The organism is Bacillus sp. FSL K6-2944 (assembly GCF_038005385.1).
Lineage (GTDB): Bacteria > Bacillota > Bacilli > Bacillales > Bacillaceae_G > Bacillus_A > Bacillus_A cereus.
Genome location: NZ_JBBOTE010000004.1, coordinates 216,614 through 231,883 on the forward strand (window position 1 = coordinate 216,614; position 15,270 = coordinate 231,883).

The following is a 15,270-nucleotide window of genomic DNA, read 5'->3' on the forward strand; positions in this document are numbered from 1 at the left end:
CTGGAAAATAATGAAAGGTAGCGATGACAAAAATTTATGTCATTCTTTCACACACCTTCCAGGCGTAAAAAGTTGGTGGCTACGTAGTAGCGCATCCACCAATCGCACAAATTTTCTTGCGGTTAGAACGAGTGCACGTTTGTGTTGATGTTTTGGTACTTCATTATATTTTTTCACGTAATACTCTTGATAATCTGATACATGCTTTCTTACTGAATTGGCGGCTTCAACTAAGTAATAACGCAAGTAATGATTACCTGTACGGGATAATGAAGTATCTTCAGCTGTAAAACGACCAGATTGGTGCTTTCGCCAGTATAATCCAGCGTATTTGGCTATTTTTGTTTCATCGTCAAATCTTTCGATTTGGCCAATTTCAGCAATGATACCGGCAGCGAAAACAGGACCTACTCCAGGAATAGATTCAAGTGTTTGGGTCAAACCAGCCATGATTTTTTTAATAGACTTTTCTAATTCCTTGATTTGCTGTTGAAACGTACGAATGACTGCGATGGATGTACCTAAGATGACATCTATTGAATCTTCTACAACCTTATCCAAGCGATAAGAAGCTTTCACAGCTTTTTGAATGGATGCTGCTACGCATTTTGGATCACCAAAACGGTTTCGACTTTTTTCCTGTAGGAACTCAGCGAGTTCTTCTAAAGGCATATTAGCTAGTTCCTCTAAGCTGAATTTTTCAAGAAATAGTTCTGTCATGGCGCTACCAAATACGGAAGTATCCACCTCTTGTGAAAATGTATTACATTTAAAACTTAGGTGTTGAAGAAAGTGTTGTTTTTCTTTCGTTAACATTTTGACAAGTTGGTATCGTGATCGAGTTAATTGCTGCAGTGCCACGTACTGGCTTTCTTTTACGATAGACATTTGATTGCGGCCAAATCGTAAGTAATCAGCAATGACATAGGCATCAATCTCATCGGTTTTATTCATGTCAGAATAGCTTTTCTTAAAATTTGCGACTTGCTTTGGGTTTAGGAGAAATACTTTTGCTCCAAAACGCTGTAAATCTATATCATGGTGAAGAAACATAGAAGGATGAAAGCTGTAAACAGAGGTGGATTCTAGGCCAATCTTAAGGATGTCGACCTCTTTCCCTGCAACACACTGTAATAATTTTTCTTTGAGTGTAGTAGCTCCTGGTAGGTCATTACTGACCGAAAAAGAATCCAGTTTTTCTCCATCACCATTTAAAAAGCAAACTTTCATATCAAACGAACTTACATCTAAACCAACAAATAATCTCATGTAAGAGACCTCCCTTCTATATTAGAATCATTTCTTGGACGTCTCGAGATATCTCTAGTGTGTACGCCGACCAACAACCTCGTGTATGAGAGCTAGTCCTGAATCGAAAGCCGCCCTAGAGCTACTATCATCTAGGTTCGAGGGGCAGGCTGCTCAGCCTGCGAGTAGGGAGTCCCGCACGTTCACTGAGAAACACTCTTCAAATGTGGTAAATCCACAGGAGGTGAAAGAATTGTCCCAAATGATCCTACAATCATTATCTAGAAATATCTTGAGACGTCCAAGTATTTTTATTTATAGGGCTCTTATTAAGAAGAAAATCTAAGCCTGTAATAGGGCTTAAATATTAATATACGAGGGAGGTGAGGAGATGTAACCTTAATTTGTTAATGTGTGTAATAATAAAGAACAAAAACATAGGGGGGCATTCACTTGAGGCATTGTAAAATACTATTGCAATCATTTTTTTTCTTTTTTATCATGTTTTGTAGTCTACCTTCTGTATCTGCCGATACACATCTAGATTACAGTAAGGTATTCCCATCAAAAGACATTTTTCTACCGGGAGATTGGTTTGTGGGGGCAACACCTGCACAGATAGATTCTACAAAATTACCGATTGTATTTGTACAAGGAAAGAATGGGAAGGCAAATGATTGGTACGAAGATACTTACTATCATGGGAAAAATAATATGTACGACTTGGCTTACCATGCTGGTTATCAAACTGCTTTTGTACAACTCTATGATGCTGCGGGTGCAGGGTCTGTGAGTCCCTGGACAAATGGAAAATTATTGGCGGAAAAATTAGAAGCCATTTCTCAACATTTTGGGAAAAAAGTAAACATCGTCGCACATAGTAAAGGGGGAATTGATACACAAGCGGCCCTTGTACAATATGGCGCATATCGTTTTGTTGATAAGGTAATCACACTTGGATCCCCTCATCATGGGACACATCTAGCAGATCTAGCATATAGTTGGTGGGCAGGATGGCTTTCATCCTTACTAGGACAACAAGATGAAGGGACGTATGCGTTACAAACTGGTGAAATGGCGCGTTTTCGCTCGATTATTGATACGAATCCAGTCATAAATTCTAATCAGTATTACACGTTAGCAGGGACGAGCTGGGGTCCTACTTTCTCTGCTTTATCTATGGGAGGGTTATATTTGTCTCCATATGGAAATAACGATGGACTTGTCAGTGAATGGAGTACCGCATTACCGTACGGTGTCCATCTTTTTTCCGACCCTACATTAGATCATGACTCTATTCGGACAGGAACAGCCGTTTTCGCTCGCATAGAACCCTATCTACAAAAGAAAGAGATGGGGAAAGAAAGGTTATCCTCCTCCTCTCTTATGAACAAGTCTTATACAGCGTTAGATACAACAGAAAATCAAACGGTTTTAGGTGGTGAACTAATTCCACATCAAGATAATTACGCTACGTTTTCTGTAGATACACTAACATCAGGAACAGTATCAATTTTAACTGCAAATAAACAGATTGAAGTACAACTCATTTCACCTACAGGGACAGTCTACAATAAACAGGAGGCTGTATTAACAGCGGATAAAGATACCTTTTTTAAAGGGGCTTCCATTCATACCTTTCAGTTGAAAAGTATGGAAATAGGTGAATGGAAAATAAAAATGAATACAGCGGTAAAAGATGCTTATTTAGCGATAGTACAATATCAACAAGAAGCACCGTTCCGTTTAAAAATACCTGCTAAAACGAAAGCGGATGCAGCAAAGGTTCAAATGCAATCTGTTAATGAAAAATCAGTTGAAGCTGAGAATGTTTCTATGACGGTGCGAGTTGTTAATCAGATGGGTACACTCGTTTCACAATCTACGGGGATTCAACAATTAGATGCAAATACGTTGTCTACAATGGTACAGCATGTAGAGCAGTCGGGTGTATACAATCTTACGATTGATGTAAAAGGAAAAAATGAATCCGGACATCCATATACGCGTACGATTATACGTTCGATGTATATTGAGAAGTAAGATATATATCATGAATAGCAAAGAAAAAGGTGCTCGTAAGAGTGCTTTTTTCTTTGCATGTTCAGTTTTACGAGTAATAGGGGCATCTATTTGTTGAATCCTTAGAGAACAGTTGAGGAAAGATACCAATAGGTATAAAAATCCGAAAGTTGAAACATTCAAATAATATGCACTATCTTTCGTTAGACTAATAAGCTATAAAATTTATATGGACTCTTACAACGTTTTTAGATAGATGGAAAATGACCATTGTGAATGCCCTTTTTTTATGTTGTTAAAAGACATATTTTATTTTATAGTATAATTGCGAAAATACTTTACTTAGTAAACTATTTTAGGGAATACAGAATATAAAATTTTTATTAACACACGAATTACAAATTGAACCAATAAGGTTAAACTCAAAATAAATCCTAGTTGCATAAACAACTAACTAGTGTACAATTTTTCTAAAATGGTGGAAATGTGGATTAGCTACTCGAAGGCGCTGAGTCTAGTGCTAAATTCACTATTCAGTGAAATAGCTGAGTATTAACAGATATAAGTTTAACGCTTTATCCGAAAGAATTCTCCTTCCTCAAGCGTGTGCAGGGCGATAGCCCAACGGTAGGTGGGAGATGAATTTCGGTTTGGCGTTAGCCGAAAGGTTCTTTCTATTATTTTCAATCTCACTCTGATATAATCAGTCTTATTAAGTATAAAGATCGGTATATCAATGAAATTAGATAGTAATAATCATTCAGTATTCTTACTTTATTATCATCTTATATTAGTTGTGAAATATAGAAGAAAGGTATTCGATGATGATATGTCTAACTATGCAAAGGATATGTTTATAAGGCTTTCAGAAAGCTATAACATAACTTTAGTTGAGTGGAATCATGACAATGACCATGTTCATATTGTATTCAAATCGCATCCAAATACAGAAATAACAAAGTTCATCAATGCGTATAAAAGTGCCAGCTCTCGACTCATCAAGAGAGACTTTCCACAAGTAAAAAAGAAGCTTTGGAAAGAGATGTTTTGGTCAAGAAGTTTTTGCTTACTAACTACTGGTGGTTCACCAATAGATGTAGTAAAAAGGTATATTGAAAATCAAGGGGAAAAGTGAGGTGAAATGATATGACAATACGTAATAAAGCGTACAAATTTCGTTTGTATCCTACAGAACAACAAGCACATCTTATACGTAAAACTTTTGGGTGTGTGCGATTTGTATACAATAAGATGTTGGCTGAACGAAAGGAAGTGTATGAGAAGCACAAAGGGAATAAAGAAGAATTAAAGAAACAAAAATTCCCTACTCCTGCAAAGTATAAGGTAGAGTTTGAATGGCTGAAAGAAGTGGATTCGTTAGCATTAGCGAATGCTCAATTAAACTTGCAAACTGCTTATAAAAATTTCTTTAGTGGTCAAAATGACTTCCCGACGTTCAAAAGTAAAAAGGATAGAAAATCTTATACAACGAATGTGGTCAACGGAAATATTATGTTGCTGTATGGTCATATCAAATTACCGAAATTGAAGCTTGTAAAGATTAAACAACATAGAGAAATACCTCAAAACCATGTGATTAAGTCATGTACGATTTCCATGACACCCACTGGGAAATATTATGTTTCTATCTTGACTGAGTATGAAAAAGAAATTGTGCAAAAAAAAGCGGAAACTGTTGTTGGGTTAGATTTTTCTATGTCTGAACTATATGTAAGTAGTGAGAATGAGAAAGCCAATTATCCTCGCTTCTACCGTCAAGTATTAGAAAAAGTAGCAAAGGCTCAAAGAGTATTATCAAGACGCATAAAAGGCTCAGAGCGTTGGAATAGGCAACGGATTCTTGTAGCTAAATTGCATGAAAAAGTAGCAAATCAACGTAAGAACTTTCTTCATCATAAATCGAAAGAATTAGTTACCAACTTTGGTGTTGTAGCAATTGAAGACTTGAACATGAAAGGAATGTCACGAGCACTAAACTTTGGAAAAAGTGTTACTGATAATGGATGGGGAATGTTCACGACTTTTTTAGCCTATAAGTTACAAGAACGAGGCAAACAGCTTATAAGAATTGATAAATGGTTTCCTTCTACAAAGACATGTAGTAATTGTGGAAACGTAAAGGATTTAGGACTATCTGAACGAGTGTATGTTTGTGATTGTGGTACGTCAATAGATAGAGATTATAATTCTGCAATCAACATCAAAAACGAAGCTATACGTTTGTTAGAATTATCATAAATCGTATCAAAGAACCTATGGGACATGGGAGATAGCTCGCGGTCTTACGACTAATTCGTTAGCTAATAAAAGTAACGACTAACCGAGAAGCCCCCACTTCAAACAGCTCGTAAGAGCGTTAAGTGGCGGGTAGTTCACGATAGAGTCAATAGATGAATCAAGCGTCTTAATTAAAGCCCTATAACAACCATATCAAAATCCACAAATACATGCACTTTCCGAATAAATAATAAGTTTATTCGGAAAGTGTAAGGTGCTCTGAACTATACTTCTAATTGTTGGATAATGTTCAATAATTGGAAGTATAGTTTTTTTATATTTCATTATCTTTACACCAAAGCTATAGAACAATTTCTCAAAGAATTTTTAGAAAAAGGTATCATTTTGTATCACTAACCGTAACCTGATTTTTAAGAAATAGGAGGGATTGTAAGGTGATTAAACCTTCAAAAAAAAATAGTCGTTATATGGTTGGATTGGACAGCCTAAGGGGCCTAGCAATAATGGCTGTTATTTTGTATCATATTAATTTTAATTGGATACCTGGAGGTTTTTTGGGAGTTACTGTATTTTTTGTACTTTCAGGGTATTTAATTACAGATATTTTAGTGACGGAGTGGAGAAAAAATAAGCGAATTGATTTAAAGGAGTTCTGGTTTAGTAGGACAAGACGATTGCTTCCAGGAATGCTTGTTATGCTTGTTATCACGTTCGCATGGATTGCGATTTTTCATAGTTCTTTACTTGAAACAATGCGTGACGATTCATTAGCAGCATTATTTTATGTTAGTAACTGGTGGTATATTTATCATAAATTATCGTACTTTGATAATTTTAACCAACCTTCTCCATTGAATCATTTTTGGTCGCTGGCAGTGGAGGAACAGTTCTATGTTGTATGGCCATTTATCATTAGTTTAGGACTGTACTACACAAAAAAACGATCTCGGTTGATTTTATTGATTTGTCTGGGGGCTGCTTTTTCAGCGTTAGCAATGGCAATTTTGTATGAACCGGGAACTGATCCAAGTAGAATTTATTATGGTACAGATACGAGGGCCTTTTCTTTACTTATTGGAGCAGCACTGGCTTTAATTTGGCCAAGCGCTGAGCTTACAAATAAAATTATTCCAAAGGCACGTTTCATTCTTGATGTAGTGGGAGGGAGTGCTCTTATTATTATATTGGTTATGTTTTGGAAGACTAATCAATATGATGCATTTCTATACCGTGGAGGAATGGTTATCTTATCAATTGCGACAGCATTGTTAGTAGCAAATCTTGCTCATCCTGCTAGTCGTATTGCTAAATTTTTACGATTTAGACCTTTACGCTGGATAGGGGTGAGGTCGTATGGAATATATCTCTGGCATTATCCAATTCTTACATTGACGACCCCAAAAGTAAATACTGGGGATTTTTCACTAATAAGAGCAATTCTTCAATTCATTTTGATTATCATAATTGCGCAAATTTCTTGGAAATTTATTGAAAATCCAATCCGACAAGGTACACTTCGGAATATTCAGTTTAAAAATATAAGATTTCAAAATGTCACTTTAGGTATTAAGTTAGCTTTAATTGGTACAGTATTCGTTTCGGCCATAGCCGTTTTAGGAGTAGCAAAAGCTAGTAAGGATACGGTGGAAGTAACGAAAACACAACCTGCGAAACATCCAGTTGCAGTACGGGAAAATCTAACTCAAGAAGCGCCTCAAAATCAAGAAAAATCAAAAGAAGTGAATTCTGTACAACCTAAAAATTCACTAACAGTTACTGCGATAGGCGATTCCATAATGATTGATATTGCTCCGTATTTAAAAAATACATTTCCTGATATTGGGATCGATGCACAAATTGGTCGCCAGCTGTCAAAAGCAATTCCTGTAGTTGAACGCTTAAAAAATGAAGGGAATTTAGGAAACCATGTCATTATTGGATTAGGTACAAATGGAGCTTTTACTACTGAGAACCTTGTTTCATTAATAAAATTAATTGGAAAGGAACGTAAAATAATATTGATTAATACGAGGGTACCACGTCCATGGGAATCGATTGTGAACGAGCGATTAAAAGTAACAGCAGCGGAATATCTAAATGTAACGCTAGTGGATTGGTATGACGCAAGTGCTGGAAAGAGTGAATACTTTGCACCTGATGGTGTACACTTAACTAAAGTAGGTGCAGAAACATATGCAGCACTTGTAGTTAATGCAGTGAATCAATAAGTAAATATGTTTTAGTGAACGTGTCCCCCACTTAACGTCTTAACGGACTGCTTGAAGTGGGGGCTTTTTAGGATATTAGCTTTCTATATTTACCAAGCTATAAGGGTAGTACTTCCCTCTAATTAAAAAGTAAATCTATTAAATGCGATTAACGTAATCGGACTAAGGGATCGCTTGCCAGCTCTGTTAAAATACAAGTATGATGTGTCATTTGATTTCTTTCGCAAATGACTGTAATTCATCTTGAATCAAGAGATTTCATAAAAGACATTGTACTTTCTTATCTAGTCCGTCAAGAAAGAATAATGTCTTGTTGTACTTGGGGTAGTGAAAACCCTTACGTTAATGGTCATGAGGTTATAAACTTTAGGTCTGAATAATTTAAACGGAGATACATTTTGGATATAGATCTATATCATTTGAAGAGTTCTTGTTACCTATATTTTGACTGAAAAAATAACAATAAACTACAGCTTACAACATTGTAAGGTAGATGTAAGAAGAATCAATATCTTTATTAAAGTAAAATAGATAAACTAATATTATATGAATCAACCTGAGATTACATTTTGGATTGGAGGTAATTATTATGAGTAAATCCGTAGTATATGTAAATAAAGTGAAAAAAGTATACGGTAGAAAAGGTGAAAATCAATTCCACGCCTTAAAAGGTGTTTCTTTTGTTATAGAAGAAGGTGAATTTGTTGGAATTATGGGACCTTCTGGTTCAGGGAAAACAACACTACTAAATGTGATTTCTACCTTAGATCAAGCCACAGAGGGTAGGATTACTATCGCTGGAATAGATATTACAAAGATGAAAGCGAATGAACTTTCTGATTTTCGATCTCAGAAATTAGGTTTTATATTTCAAGATTTCAATTTGCTGGAAAATTTATCGGTTTATGAAAATATTGCATTGCCACTCTCGCTTCAAGGGAGATCCTCCCGTGAAATTAAGGGGAAAGTATATGATGTAACGGGGATATTAGGCATTACTCCTATTCTTTCCAAATACCCTGTTGAAATATCCGGAGGGCAAAAACAACGTACCGCTGCAGCTCGTGCACTGGTGCATAAGCCGGCGATAATTTTGGCAGATGAACCGACTGGAGCGCTTGACTCTAAAAATGCAACAAGTTTACTAGAAACGTTGCAACAGTTAAATAAAGAACAAGATGTCTCGATTATGATGGTTACGCATGATCCGTATAGTGCGAGTTATTGTAAGCGTATTTTGTTTATTCAAGATGGAGAGTTGTATAAGCAAATTCATCGGAGTGATACACGAGACGTTTTCTATAAAGAAATTTTAGATGTATTAGCTACAATTGACACATTTTCAAAAGAAATGGAGAGATAACAGTATGTTGTTTAAACTTTCTATTTCTAGTATGCGAAAGATGATGAAAGATTATATAGTATTATTAATTGGACTAGTTATTTCCATTGCTATTTTTTATATGTTTCAAACCTTGGCGATGAATACAGAATTTACAAAGCAAAATAGTGTAATTAGTTCCATTGTTCTAATATTCCAGATTGGCTCTATTTTACTCATGTTTATTTCTTTTTTTTATATTTTTTATGCGAATTCCTTTTTACTTTCCCTGCGTCGTAAAGAATTGGGAATGTATTTAATATTAGGTGCAAAAAAAAATAAAATTAGTCGTCTATTATTTTTTGAAACAATAGGTATGGGCTTTTTAGCACTTATTTTGGGAAGCGTGTTAGGAGTTCTCCTTTCAAAATTAGTGAGTTTCTCATTAATGAAACAATTAGAAATCTCTCTGAAGGGATATCAAGTTTTTTATTTGCCTGCCTGGGGTAAAACATGTTTCTTTTTTGGTATCTTATTTTTCTTTACCTCTATTATCAATGTATTTCGTCTATCTATGAAAACAGAGTTACAATTGATTTACATAGAACAAACGGTAGAGCGTATACAAACTAAGAGCCTTATAACCATGTTCCTAGCTATAGTGGGTGTAAGTGGACTTGGAATCGGTTATTATTTGGTTATAGTTCCTGGCATCAAAAAAGTTTCAGATATTCAACTGCCACTTTGTACTATTACGTTAGGAACATATCTACTATTTATTTCACTCTTACCTGTATTGATAAGTGTATTAAAAAAAACAAATTTAAATGGAAGATATATTAATGCCTTTACTTTTTCTCAATTACAATTTCGTGTGAATAGTCTAGCCAAAATATTAGGGACAGTTACAATATTAATTGGACTTGGGGTTGGTGCTATGGCTAGTAGTATGTCTTTGCAACAAAATGTAGAATTAAGAGCAAATAAAACTCAAGTATATGATATTACGATTTTGAATCCAGAAAACGCAGATTATGAAACATTGAAAAATATGAAAATAACAGAAAAAAATCAATATCGCTATAAAAGCAATAATCAAGCGATTTATTACTTAAAGGATGATCTTGTAGCCCATCCACCACTTGTATTTTTGAATTTTGAAGCGAGTCATCCGTATCGCATTACAAAAGGACTTCCAGCGGAAGCCTACAGTATGTTTAGTGATAACAAAATGTATAAGACATTACCTTCAGAGTGGAATCGAGCAATCGCATTTGAATTTAGAATAAATAGGCAAATGTTTGATCAGAAAGCAGTATATATCGTAGATCAAAAACAGTATACAGCCGTTTCTGGGCCAGAGCATATATTTTTACTAGCTAAAGTAGATGATTTTCTGAAATATAAAAAGGAATTGAAAGAATTAGATATTCGTCACCGAAAACAATTACCTAATCTTCAGAGAGAAGACGTCTTGTTAACAAAGTATGGTATGTATGAAGAGATGCTTGCTTTCTCAAAAGGAACTGTATTTATGGGATTCTTCTTAGGTATTGCATTTTTAGCGATGATGGCAAGTTGTTTGATGTTTAAAATTCTCTCGGGAGCTACAAGGGATATAGATCGTTATCGCATACTTCGTAAAATAGGCGTACGTAAAGAATTACTTATAAAGTCTATATATAAAGAAATTGGAGTTCTCTTTATATTTCCCGCTATTCTTGGCGTGCTACATGTTTTAGTTGGAATGAAAGTTTTTGCAAATGTAGTTATGTTTACAGATCCTTATATTAATATTGGGGCACCAATTTTTATTTTCTTTATTATATATACGATATATTATCTGATTACTGTACAATTATATAAAAGACTTGTGTTTCCAAAGCAACTTTAAATTCCATAGAATATGAAAAACGAAAATGGACTAAAAAGTAGTATCGAACAGCAAAAATATAATTCAAGTAAATATAGATAGAAGGGGATGAAAACATGAAAAAATATCTAAATATATTTGTATGGTTAACTATTTTGATGGTTTTTACGGCAGGGTGTGAACAAGTATCTGGTTTATATGAAAAAGCGACAGCACAAGAATACTATGTCCAAATTCAAGGAAATGAAGACACGCGACAACATCCGACGACGAATGAATATAAATTGAACGCTTACAATGAGGCAGGGGAAAAAGTTAAAGTTATTTTTACTGTATCGGAAGAGATAAAGCCTGCTACGTTTCTTCGGATTCGTGTATTAAAATCAACTGATCCTGATGAAAATCATTTTGTTAAAGATTACAAAAAAGTAAAAGAAACAGATCTATCTGAGAAAGTAAGAGAGAAAATTAAAGACTAATATTATCCTGTGTGAATGAATTTATCAAAAAAGTAACCTGCCTTTACCGTGCAGGTTACTTTTTGTGTTTCTGGATATATAAATATTAAACAAAAAAATTATGTTTTTTCTCTTTTTTCGTGTATTAAAATATTTTAATTCTATCTGTGCCCAGATAAATATATAGGAATGAAGGATGAATATTTTTGAAAACCTATAATAGATTCGATCAGTTACTTTTAATGAAAAAAGTCTTATGAACTAGAAGAGCAACAATCCTAATTTAGTAATATTAACAATATGGAATGAAAATTTTTCTATTATGCTTGAAGTATCGATACTCTCAGTGATAGACAAAAAATATGAAATACTGGTTAAGTTTATCTACAACTATTTTATCTCTACTTTGTAACGTTTTATCGTCTAGTAACAAATTCAACTTGTTAGGATGTATTTAATATGCTGCCGTTTTTAGTTTTTTTTGTATTCGGTAAAGAATACAAATGTTTTTTATTGAATAACTGCACCAAAATTATATTAGGTATAATAAAATATAAAATTTTCCGGATTTTCAGAAAAGTAGCGGTGCTGTATGTTATGAAGATGTATGATTTGGGAAGGAAGAATTATAGGTTTATAATTCGGATATAAAAATCATATGTTAATAAATGGTGAAAATAGTAAAGAATCATCTTACCCTCCGTAGCTTTTATTCCGGCTGTATTTGAGAAGATATTTTTGTGAAAAATGTAATTGAATTTACTTTTTAATCTATTTATGCGCAGACATTATAAGATAAAAAAACATTTATACTATATTAATATATCATTTCACCTTGTGGATAAAAGGGCGTAGAGGATTTGTTTGTATATAAAAGTATCTGCTTACAGTAAATCACATTTGTAAAAGGTTATTTTCTTTTATTTCGTTCTTCCCTTTTCTTGTTATAATCGGACTGGAAATGAAGAGGATGTTATCTACACGTTCTCTTCATTTTACATGTAGAACAAAAGGGAGAGTTAAAAGATGAAGATAAAAAATATATAAAAAGTGCTGGCGACTACCATGCTAGTAAGCCAACTCATGGGTCCCGCGATTTCGTATGCTGCTACACAAGATTCTGGTGAACAAACCAAGCAAGAACAAAAAGCAATAAAACATGGTTTGTTAGCAAATTATTATACAGACGATGCGTTTAAAGATTTGACGATGTTTATGGTTCAATCTACAAGTAAAACGCAATTCAACCAAGAAACGCTACAGGAGGCTTTATCGAAAGATAAGCAACAGTTCCAATCTCTTTTAGGGGCGTGAAAAGAAATTGGTTGTATATAATAATAGCATATGGTTTATATGCGATGAAATGGATTTTTGACAGCACGTATTACACCATCGATTATAGGAGTGAGTGGGCCAACAGTCATCATATGTTTACCCAATATAGGTTTTCTTATAATGGAATTCTAGCAAAAATACGTAATATAGAAAGGAAATGTTACAAATGAATAAAAGAAAATTAATGATTGTAAGTTTGTTAACAAGTTTCGTATGGAGTCTACCTATTTTGCATACACCGTATCATGTATCAGTCAATACAGCATACGCTGCTAATACAGAAGATAGAGATTTTAATACAGATAAAGAAGCGGCTAAAAAATGGGGAGAAGAAAAATATAAAGACTGGGAAGAGAAGAAATTAACGAAGGCAGAAAAGGACATAGTGTACAATTATACAGCTAGTGGTGCGAGTGTTCTTAATGATTATTTAATAGCGACCAAAGGGAATTTAGTCGAGAAACAAGAAGATTTACCACCAGGCACAGACTATAAATTAGCTGATGCTCAAAAATACAATGAAAAAATCAAAAACCTAGAAGGTATTTTGAAAAAAGTCAGCACTCCTGAAACTGTTTCGGTGTATAAACGCGTGAGTGAAACACAATTTGGTATGGAGGCTGGTGATTTACGTCCAAACGGCCCAAGGGGTGGTATGGATGTAGCAAAAGCGCAACAAATTCAGGATGATTTTTTGGGGAAAACATTTGAGCCATTTAAGTTTATGAGTACATCACTATCGAAAGATCCAGATAAATCTTTTACTGGAGAGCGCTATGGTGTTTTATTGCATATTAAAGTACCAAAAGGAACAACGGCAGCATATATATCTGATCTAAGTAAATATTCAGATCAAGTTGAACTGTTGATACAAAGAGGATATACGTATAAATACGATAAATTTACTATTATAAATGAAGATGGTATACAATCTCTTAAGGTTGACGTTTCTATAGTTCCACAATAGTAAAGAGCAGGAAACGCTTCAAGCTTAATAATAAATATACTCTATAATATATTGATGTAATTATAGGTATATGAATAACAGTCTCTGAACATAATATTATTTATTACTCTAAGTACAAAAAACGACACCTTTCCTTATAATCTATAAGGAAAGGTGTCGTTTTTTTGAAACGTGATAATATGTGAATTGACCCACGAACTTGGGATATGAAAAAAACACTTAGATAAGAGAAGTTACACGTAATAAGGGGATGCTAAGTTAAATGTGAAATTTAAAATAGAAAAACGGACATGCTTCATTTTGGATTGAACTCCATATACGCCATTTAGAATGAATTGCGTATTAGTTAGTGTCCAACCATTAACAAGTCTTTTGATTAATACACTAAAAAATCTACTCAAATCCTTTCAACGCAAATATTTTAATATAAAAATTATTTTATAAAAGTGAGTTAAACAAGATAGCTATCATTTTTTTGTATAAAGACTATTTTTCCCCTCTGCATAGGTTTTGTATGATTTCTATAAAAATTACTTTTTTAAAAGGTAATTATATGTATATTCATTAATAAGTCATATTTATTACAATGTATATGTTCTAACGGCACTCTCTAATTAGAGAATTTCTGTTATATCGTAAGGATTATTGAAAAACACGCGCAATTTCATTATGTCTTTCAGAAGGGGGAATGGCTGAAGAGTAACTTAGGAATAAATCTACTGGCCCAGCAACAGGATTCGGTTCAGTTATGAAGTTTCCCCTATTTTATCCATAATCTGTGGACTATGTTGTGCTACGATATTCGCAAGTATGATAGAGTTGTCTACAAGAAAAAAATATCGAATGTATGGAAGTAGGGCAAGATGTCCCTGTAGAAAAGGACAGTTAATGACTTATTTGTGAAAGATTAATGTTTCATATGCGCAATGGAAAAATAGTAGTATGCTATGGGACAGTTTCTGCAACACTATTAGAATCTTCTATTTCTATGCTTTTTATACAAGAGCAAGCATAAGAGTGAACAAATTTTTTTGAAGATAGTGTTGGCAAGCTTGTTTGGGGGATTCCAATCAAAATGGTCTCTACATGTATGCAAAAATGTAACCAATCTAAACTTTTCTTTCAATCTTTTCCCCTAATAAAGTTGAAGTGATACACAATTGTTAGTCTGAAAAAGAAAAGCTCATTTCTTGTGGAAAATGAGCTTTTTCTTCAGAATTCATTGGATTCAACAATAAATTCTCTACTCTTTTTCATACATATATTATCATACTACACATAAAATTACCATATTATTCTCATGGGTTTAATTTGAATTATTTTGGAATTTTAAACTCGAAAAATATTTAAAAGAACTTACTATAATAAGTGGGTTCTTTTTTTTATTATTTCTTTGTCGCAAAAGGGCTGGTTTTTTAATATAGAAAAGAATCATCCTTTTTCATGTGAAAATATTCCTTAATATACAATTTTTTAGGGTCGAGTGATTCCTAGTACCAAATTTCATCATATTGATAACTATTATTTACTAGTTGCACTTCTAAAAGCTTCATGCTAAT

10 protein-coding genes are annotated in these 15,270 nt (G+C 33.8%); 9 read left to right on the forward strand and 1 reads right to left on the reverse strand.

The genetic code is table 11. The annotated features are described in order from the left end of the window. Positions 1-39: 39 nt before the first annotated feature. Positions 40-1,269: an IS110 family transposase gene (locus MHH55_RS31450; RefSeq protein WP_340880302.1), complete on the reverse strand. Its 1,230-nt coding sequence runs from the start codon at positions 1,267-1,269 to the stop codon at positions 40-42. 480 nt (positions 1,270-1,749) lie between these two features. On the opposite strand from MHH55_RS31450, the gene MHH55_RS31455 reads away from it, so the two are divergent. From MHH55_RS31455 to MHH55_RS31495, 9 genes are all read left to right on the forward strand, one after another. Continuing rightward, positions 1,750-3,291, forward strand: a complete 1,542-nt coding sequence (locus MHH55_RS31455; RefSeq protein WP_139362572.1) for an esterase/lipase family protein — start codon at positions 1,750-1,752, stop codon at positions 3,289-3,291. 715 nt (positions 3,292-4,006) lie between these two features. Next, positions 4,007-4,405: an IS200/IS605 family transposase gene (gene tnpA, locus MHH55_RS31460; protein WP_002066009.1), complete on the forward strand. Its 399-nt coding sequence runs from the start codon at positions 4,007-4,009 to the stop codon at positions 4,403-4,405. An 11-nt stretch (positions 4,406-4,416) separates the two neighbouring features. After that, positions 4,417-5,529 carry an RNA-guided endonuclease TnpB family protein gene (locus MHH55_RS31465; RefSeq protein ID WP_340882113.1) on the forward strand — a complete coding sequence of 371 codons (1,113 nt, stop codon included), beginning with the start codon at positions 4,417-4,419 and terminating at the stop codon, positions 5,527-5,529. 434 nt (positions 5,530-5,963) lie between these two features. Beyond that, entirely contained in the window at positions 5,964-7,757 is a 1,794-nt protein-coding gene (locus tag MHH55_RS31470; RefSeq protein ID WP_078187583.1) for an acyltransferase family protein, read from the forward strand. Positions 7,758-8,346: 589 nt separating this feature from the next. Then, positions 8,347-9,120, forward strand: coding sequence for an ABC transporter ATP-binding protein (locus MHH55_RS31475; protein ID WP_078187582.1), 774 nt, complete (start codon positions 8,347-8,349; stop codon positions 9,118-9,120). A 4-nt stretch (positions 9,121-9,124) separates the two neighbouring features. Then, entirely contained in the window at positions 9,125-10,972 is a 1,848-nt protein-coding gene (locus MHH55_RS31480; protein WP_078187581.1) for an ABC transporter permease, read from the forward strand. A 95-nt stretch (positions 10,973-11,067) separates the two neighbouring features. Further along, positions 11,068-11,430 carry a YxeA family protein gene (locus tag MHH55_RS31485; protein WP_078187580.1) on the forward strand — a complete coding sequence of 121 codons (363 nt, stop codon included), beginning with the start codon at positions 11,068-11,070 and terminating at the stop codon, positions 11,428-11,430. 1,062 nt (positions 11,431-12,492) lie between these two features. Then, entirely contained in the window at positions 12,493-12,723 is a 231-nt protein-coding gene (locus MHH55_RS31490) for a hypothetical protein (RefSeq protein WP_139362518.1), read from the forward strand. A 187-nt stretch (positions 12,724-12,910) separates the two neighbouring features. Then, positions 12,911-13,711: an ADP-ribosyltransferase gene (locus MHH55_RS31495; RefSeq protein WP_078187578.1), complete on the forward strand. Its 801-nt coding sequence runs from the start codon at positions 12,911-12,913 to the stop codon at positions 13,709-13,711. Positions 13,712-15,270 lie beyond the last annotated feature (1,559 nt).

Coding starts and splice junctions, on each gene's coding strand:
- MHH55_RS31450 (WP_340880302.1), bottom strand. CDS start 1,269: ATGAGATTATTTGTTGGTTTAGATGTAAGTTCGTTTGATATGAAAGTT.
- MHH55_RS31455 (WP_139362572.1), top strand. CDS start 1,750: ATGTTTTGTAGTCTACCTTCTGTATCTGCCGATACACATCTAGATTAC.
- MHH55_RS31485 (WP_078187580.1), top strand. CDS start 11,068: ATGAAAAAATATCTAAATATATTTGTATGGTTAACTATTTTGATGGTT.
- tnpA (WP_002066009.1), top strand. CDS start 4,007: ATGAAATTAGATAGTAATAATCATTCAGTATTCTTACTTTATTATCAT.
- MHH55_RS31465 (WP_340882113.1), top strand. CDS start 4,417: ATGACAATACGTAATAAAGCGTACAAATTTCGTTTGTATCCTACAGAA.
- MHH55_RS31475 (WP_078187582.1), top strand. CDS start 8,347: ATGAGTAAATCCGTAGTATATGTAAATAAAGTGAAAAAAGTATACGGT.
- MHH55_RS31490 (WP_139362518.1), top strand. CDS start 12,493: ATGGGTCCCGCGATTTCGTATGCTGCTACACAAGATTCTGGTGAACAA.
- MHH55_RS31480 (WP_078187581.1), top strand. CDS start 9,125: ATGTTGTTTAAACTTTCTATTTCTAGTATGCGAAAGATGATGAAAGAT.
- MHH55_RS31495 (WP_078187578.1), top strand. CDS start 12,911: ATGAATAAAAGAAAATTAATGATTGTAAGTTTGTTAACAAGTTTCGTA.